Origin of the sequence: Stutzerimonas azotifigens DSM 17556 (genome assembly GCF_000425625.1) — a bacterium.
Classification (GTDB): domain Bacteria; phylum Pseudomonadota; class Gammaproteobacteria; order Pseudomonadales; family Pseudomonadaceae; genus Stutzerimonas; species Stutzerimonas azotifigens.
The window spans coordinates 1-6,038 of the sequence record NZ_KE384426.1; the positions used below are offsets into that span (position 1 = coordinate 1).

Below are 6,038 nucleotides of genomic sequence, written 5' to 3' on the forward strand. Positions count from 1 at the left end.
CCTCGGGGCGATGGTTTCGGCCCATGGCGGTCCTTCGGCCCGCAGTCGCCGCGAGGGCGCGCCTCCCACGACGGCACGCGCTGGCCGGACCCACGCGTGGATGAGGCTGCGCCGTCATCCACCCTACAACTTTCGATACCTTGGCTTGCCGCCGGCGGCACGAACCCGACTGGCGAGGGGCTGTCACATCCTGAGTTCAGGCACCCCGGCAGGCGATGAATGACTGGCCGCGGGCAGGATGGAGACCGCGATGCCCTTGCTCAAACTGCTGCACTTCGCCAGCCTGCTGTGCTGGTGCGGCACCCTCCTCTATCTCCCGGCGCTGATCGCCGCTGGCACCCGCCGCAGCGACCGATTGTTCTACCGCGACCACGCGCACCTGACCCGCATGGTGTTCACCCTCATCGGCACGCCGGCGGCGCTGCTGGCCATCGGCTCCGGCACCGCGCTGTTCCTGCGTGACGGCACCCTCGGCGGCTGGCTGATCATGAAGCTCACGGCGGTGACCGGGATGGCCCTGTGTCATGCCCTCTGCGGCGTGCTCGTGCTGCATATCGAACGCGACCCCGAACGCAGCGTCACACGCCAGTGCATGGCGTTGGGCGTGGCCATTCCCGTACTCATCGCCGTCACCCTCTGGCTCGTACTGGCCAAGCCCTTCTGACCGCAAGGAGCGTCCACCGCCCATGACCGACAGCCGCCCCTGCCGACCCCGCCTAGCGATCCAGGTCGACCCCCACGGCATGCTCGTAGACCAGGCGCCCGCCGAGAAAGGCCGCCAGCGAGATCAGCACAGCAGTCAGCACCGACAGGTACAGGCCCCAGAGCGCATCGGCATCCGCATCGCCAAGGCCGAGCAGGCGCAGCAGCCAATTGAGCGAGGCCAGCGACAGCATCATCACGGCGAGAATCGCATGGCACCAGGCGGTCACCTTCTGGCGGATTTTCTGCACCGTGATGATATCGATCAGGCCGAACAGGCTGGCGATCCAGCCGCCCACCGCGCCGACGCCGGACAGCCAGAGCGCGCCACGCTGCCAGAACGGGTCGAGCGTCCAGAGGTAGGCCAGGTCGGCCGGCACCAGCATTACCAGCGCCGCCACCGGCAGGTGGATGAGCATCGGGTGCAAGGGGTGGTTGCCGATGGCGGCGTTGCTGTGGATCGAGTCGCGCTCGGTGGCCATCCGGCCCTCCCTGTGGTTTTCCAGCCCCTGCGGGCACTAGTCAAATGGACCATTCTGGCGCTGGCAGTTCCTTTGCTGGCGGCCTGCGAAGGGGCGCAGTCGACCCTCGACCCGGCCGGGCCCCAGGCGCGTCAGGTGGCGCTGATCTGGTGGTGGATGTTCGGCGTGGCCGGCGTCGTACTGGTCGGCGTGAGCGGCCTGTGGATCTACGCCTCGGCGCGCAAGCCGCGCGACGTCGGCAGCGAGGAGGCGATCAGGATCAACCGCCGCTGGGTGATCGGCGGCGGCATCCTGCTGCCGACCATCGCCATCGTGCTGCTGCTGATCTTCGGCCTGCCGGCCGGCCGCAGCATGCTGCCCCTGCCGTTGCCCGGCGAGCAGGTGCTGCGCATCGAGGTCACCGGCCATCAGTGGTGGTGGGAGATCCGCTATCCGGACGGCCAGGTGGTCACCGCCAACCAGCTGGTGCTGCCGGTGGGGCGCCCGATCGACTTCCACGTCACCAGCGCCGACGTCATCCACTCCTTCTGGGTGCCGCGCCTGGGCGGGAAGGTGGACATGATTCCGGGGCGGACCAACGTCATTCGCCTGGAGGCCGCCCAGCCCGGGCGCTTCCGCGGCCAGTGCTCGGAATTCTGCGGCCGGCAGCACGCGCGCATGATCCTGCCGGTGGAAGCGGTGGACGCGGCCGAATTCGACGCCTGGATCGCCGCGCGCCGGCAGTTGGTCTTCGCTCGCCTGCCAGACGGCGAAGCGGGCGACCTGTTCCGCGACCGCTGCGGGCAGTGCCATCGCGTCGCCGGCCTCACCGACGGCGATCGCGCCCCCGACCTCACCGACCTCGCCAGCCGCCCCACGCTCGGCGCCGGGCTGCTGCCGAACGACGGCGAGCACCTGCGCCGCTGGCTGCGCGAACACCAGGAACTGAAGAGCGGAAACGCCATGCCGCTGCATGACGACATTCCCGACGCGACCCTCGAACGGATCGCCGCCTGGCTGGAGACGCTCGAGCCATGACACAACCCTCGACCGACCCCGACCAGCTGCACGACCAGTTCAACGAAGTCTGGGGCAACCCCCGCGGCTGGCGCGCGCTGACCATCGTCAACCACACCAGCATCGGCCTGCGCTTTCTCATCACCGGCGGGGCGTTCTTCCTCATCGGCGGGCTGCTGGCGATGCTCATCCGCACCCAGTTGGCCCTGCCCGGCTACGAACTGATGGAGCCGGACGCCTACAACCAGGCGTTCACCATGCACGGCACGGTGATGATGTTCCTCTTCGCCGTGCCGATGATGGAGGGCCTGGCGGTCTACCTGATTCCGAAGATGCTGGGCGCGCGCGACCTGGTGTTCCCGCGGCTCTCCGCGCTCGGCTACTACTGCTACCTGTTCGGCGGCATCATCCTGGTCTCCAGCCTGCTGCTGGACCTGGCGCCCAAGGCCGGCTGGTTCATGTACACGCCGCTGTCCAGCGCCGGGCACATGCCGGGCATGAACAACGATTTCTGGCTGCTGGGCATCACCTTCGTGGAGATCTCCGCGGTGAGCGCCGGCGTCGAGCTGGTGGTGTCGATCCTGCGCACCCGCACCAACGGCATGGCGCTGCACCAGATGCCGCTCTACGCCTGGTACATCCTGGTGATGGCGATGATGATCGTGGTCGGCTTCCCGCCGCTGATCCTCGGCTCGATCCTGCTGGAGCTGGAGCGCGCCGGCGGGCTGCCGTTCTTCGACGTGGCCCGCGGCGGCGACCCGATCCTCTGGCAGCACCTGTTCTGGCTGTTCGGCCACCCGGAGGTGTACATCATCTTCCTGCCCGGTGCCGGCATCGTCTCGACGCTGATCCCGGTGTTCTGCCAGCGGCCGATCATCGGTTATCGCTGGATCGTGCTGGGCGTGCTGACGATCGGCTTCCTCAGCTTCGGGCTCTGGGTGCACCACATGTTCACCGTCGGCATCCCGCAGTTGGCGCAGTCGTTCTTCTCCGGTGCCAGCATGCTGGTGGCGATCCCCACCGGCGTGCAGATCTTCGCCTGGCTGGCCACCCTGTGGCTGGGCCGGCCGGTGTTCCACGTGCCGATGCTGTGGCTGGTGGGCTTCCTGATCGTGTTCGTCGCCGGCGGCCTGACCGGCGTGATGGTGGCGCTGGTGCCCTTCGACTGGCAGGTGCACGACACCCATTTCGTGGTGGCGCACATGCACTACGTGCTGGTCGGCGGCATGTTCTTCCCGCTCATGGCCGGCCTGTACTACTGGCTGCCGCACTTCTCCGGGCGGATGCCGTCGGTGCGCCTCGGGCGCTGGGGTTTCTGGCTGGTGTTCGCCGGCTTCAACATCACCTTCCTGGTGATGCACTGGACCGGCCTGATCGGCATGCCGCGGCGCGTCTATACCTACGACACGGGGCTCGGCTGGGACATTCCCAACCTGATCTCGTCGATCGGCAGCTTCATCATGGCCATCGGCGTGGCCACCATCCTGCTCGACATCGTCCTGCATTTCCGCTTCGGCCTGCCGGCGACGAAGAACCCGTGGAACGCCGACACCCTCGAATGGGCCACCAGCCTGCCGCCGTCGGCCTACAACTTCGTCAGCCTGCCGGACGTCAGCGACCGCCACCCGCTGTGGAAGGACCCCGACCTGCCCGACAGCATCGCCCGCGGCGAGCACCGGCTGACCACCATCGACCACGGCCGCCGCGAGACCTGGGGCACGGACCCGCTGACCGGCAAGGTGCGCGAGATCATCCACCTGCCCGGCAACAGCTGGCTGCCCTTCATCGCCTCGGTGCTGCTGGCCGGGTTGTGCCTGAGCCTGCTGACCAAGTTCTACCTGGTCGCCCTCGGCTTCACCGTGCTGACGCTGATCGTGCTGCTGCGCTGGTCCTGGGAGAACGGCGCGCACCCGGCCGCAGCGCCGGACGCCAAGACCCAGCCCGGCGAGCCGCCGCTGCACTCGCGCACGCTGGACGGCCCCGGGCTCTGGGGCATGGGCGTGACGCTGATCGCCAACAGCTCGCTGTTCCTGTCGCTGCTGTTCGGCTGGTTCTACCTGTGGACGGTGGCGCCGCATTGGCAGGTGCCGGCGAGCACCGACCTCGACGGCTCGCTGCTGCTGGCCAGCGCGGTAGTGCTAAGCCTCGGCACGCTGTGGATGCGCCTGCTGGTGGCGCGCCTGCGCCGCGGCAGCCACGAGGGGCTGTTCGGCGGCCTGTCGCTGGCGGCGCTGCTGTCGCTGGCGCAGTGGGCGCTGCTGCTGTGGGTGCTGCTCGGCGCCGGGCTGAAGCCGCGCGAAACGACCCACGACGCGGTGATCTTCGTCATGCTGATGTACGCGCTGATCCACTGCGGGCTGGCGACCGTTCTCACGGTGCTGCAGGTGCTGCGCGTGCGCATCGGCTACGTCGGCGCCAAGGCGCCCTACGAGCCGGTGGTGGTCGAGCAGCTGTGGTACTACAACCTGGCCGTGCTCTGGGCAATCTACCTGGTGCTCGTCCCGTTCCCGTCCACCTGGGGAGGCGCCTGATGGAACACTCGCGTCTGTCGGCCTTCCATCCGATCCAGATCCCGCTGGGGCTGGTGCTCTGGAGCCTGTGGTTCGTGGTGATGTACGGCGGGCTGTCGGTGGTCTGCGCCGTCGCCCCGCCGGACCCGGCGCTGGGAGCCTGGACCTGGACGAACCTCGCGCTCGGCGCGCTGACGCTGGTCACCCTGGCCCTGCTGCTGTGGCTGGCCGTGCGCTTCTGGCGCCTGTCGCGGCCACCGCACGAGCTGAACGAGCGGCAGGTGTTCGTCACCAAGCTCGCCGCCGGGATCCACCTGGTCGCGGCGCTGGCCACGCTGTACGTGGGCACTCCGCTGCTGTTCCTGCCGCCATGCGTCTAGTGCCCTGGCTGCTGGCGGCGGCGCTGCTGCCCGGCAGCGCGTACGCCCACGGGCTGGTCGGCCACGACCTGGGCGAACGGCTGCCGCTGATCCTCAGCGCCTGCCTGCTGGCCGCGGCCTGGATGCTCTACCTCATAGGCGGACGCCGTGTGCCGCCCCGGCGCGGCCAGGCGGCCTGCTTCCACATGGCCATGCTGCTCGCCGTGCTGGCGGTGTTCGGCCCGCTGGACGAGTGGGCCGAGACCAGCACCGCCTGGCACATGACGCAGCACATGCTGTTCATGATCGTCATCGCGCCGCTCTGGGTGCTCGGCCGGCCGTTGCCGCAATGGCGCGCGGTGACCGGACGCCTGGCCGAATCGCTGTGGACCTTTCTGCTGCGGCTGACCCGCTACCCCACCGCCATGGCGCTGCTGCACGGCGCGGCGATCTGGGCCTGGCACACGCCGTCGCTCTACCTGCTGGCACTGGACGACCTGGGCTGGCACGCGGTCGAACACGCCTGCTTCCTGCTGACCGGCTGGCTGTTCTGGTGGTCGACCCTGCGCGCCAGCCCCCGCCGCGTGCCGGAAGCGCTGATGGCGGTGCTGCTGACGATGATGCACACCGGGCTCCTGGGCGCGCTCCTGACCTTTGGCAACACGTCCTTCTACGGCCCCGAGCGCGACGTGCAGGACCAGCAACTCGCCGGCCTGCTCATGTGGGTCCCCGGCGGCCTGGTCTACCTCGCCGCCGGCGCCTGGATCTGCTGGCGCTGGCTGTCCCGCATCTGGCGCCGCCAGCCGCGGAGCATCGGCGGCGAGAGCCGCTGAGCCTTACGGCCTCCCTCATCCGGCCCTGCCCAGCCCAACCCCAAAGCTCGCCCCGCGGTCGGGCCTCCCACAGCCAAGCCAAGCCCCGCCGCCGCCGTATCTGTGGGAGGCGCGCCCTCGCGGCGATCAGGCAGGCGCAGCCTGCCCAATCCAACC

General features: G+C 69.3%; 6 protein-coding genes. 5 read left to right on the forward strand and 1 reads right to left on the reverse strand.

Annotated features, from left to right (window positions below):
- Positions 1-250 precede the first annotated feature (250 nt).
- Positions 251-664 (forward strand): CopD family protein, encoded by a 414-nt coding sequence (locus H610_RS0122555; protein WP_028241780.1) that lies wholly within the window; start codon positions 251-253, stop codon positions 662-664.
- A 52-nt stretch (positions 665-716) separates the two neighbouring features.
- On the opposite strand, the gene H610_RS25640 is transcribed toward H610_RS0122555, so the two are convergent.
- Positions 717-1,184, reverse strand: coding sequence for a DUF2231 domain-containing protein (locus tag H610_RS25640; protein ID WP_028241781.1), 468 nt, complete (start codon positions 1,182-1,184; stop codon positions 717-719).
- Positions 1,185-1,256: 72 nt separating this feature from the next.
- Here H610_RS25640 and coxB point away from each other — a divergent pair, with 72 nt between their 5' ends.
- The 4 genes from coxB to H610_RS0122580 are packed head-to-tail and all read left to right on the forward strand — an operon-like array spanning position 1,257 to position 5,882.
- Positions 1,257-2,201: a cytochrome c oxidase subunit II gene (gene coxB / locus H610_RS0122565; RefSeq protein ID WP_152529150.1), complete on the forward strand. Its 945-nt coding sequence runs from the start codon at positions 1,257-1,259 to the stop codon at positions 2,199-2,201.
- Positions 2,198-4,711: a cytochrome c oxidase subunit I gene (gene ctaD, locus H610_RS0122570; RefSeq protein WP_028241783.1), complete on the forward strand. Its 2,514-nt coding sequence runs from the start codon at positions 2,198-2,200 to the stop codon at positions 4,709-4,711. Before coxB ends, ctaD begins: the two co-directional genes overlap by 4 nt.
- Positions 4,711-5,070 carry a hypothetical protein gene (locus H610_RS0122575; protein ID WP_028241784.1) on the forward strand — a complete coding sequence of 120 codons (360 nt, stop codon included), beginning with the start codon at positions 4,711-4,713 and terminating at the stop codon, positions 5,068-5,070. The genes ctaD and H610_RS0122575 overlap by 1 nt, the downstream gene beginning before the upstream one ends.
- The gene (locus H610_RS0122580) at positions 5,061-5,882 is read left to right on the forward strand and encodes a cytochrome c oxidase assembly protein (RefSeq protein WP_043239433.1); all 822 of its coding nucleotides are present in this window, start codon (positions 5,061-5,063) and stop codon (positions 5,880-5,882) included. Before H610_RS0122575 ends, H610_RS0122580 begins: the two co-directional genes overlap by 10 nt.
- The last annotated feature ends 156 nt before the right edge of the window (positions 5,883-6,038 follow it).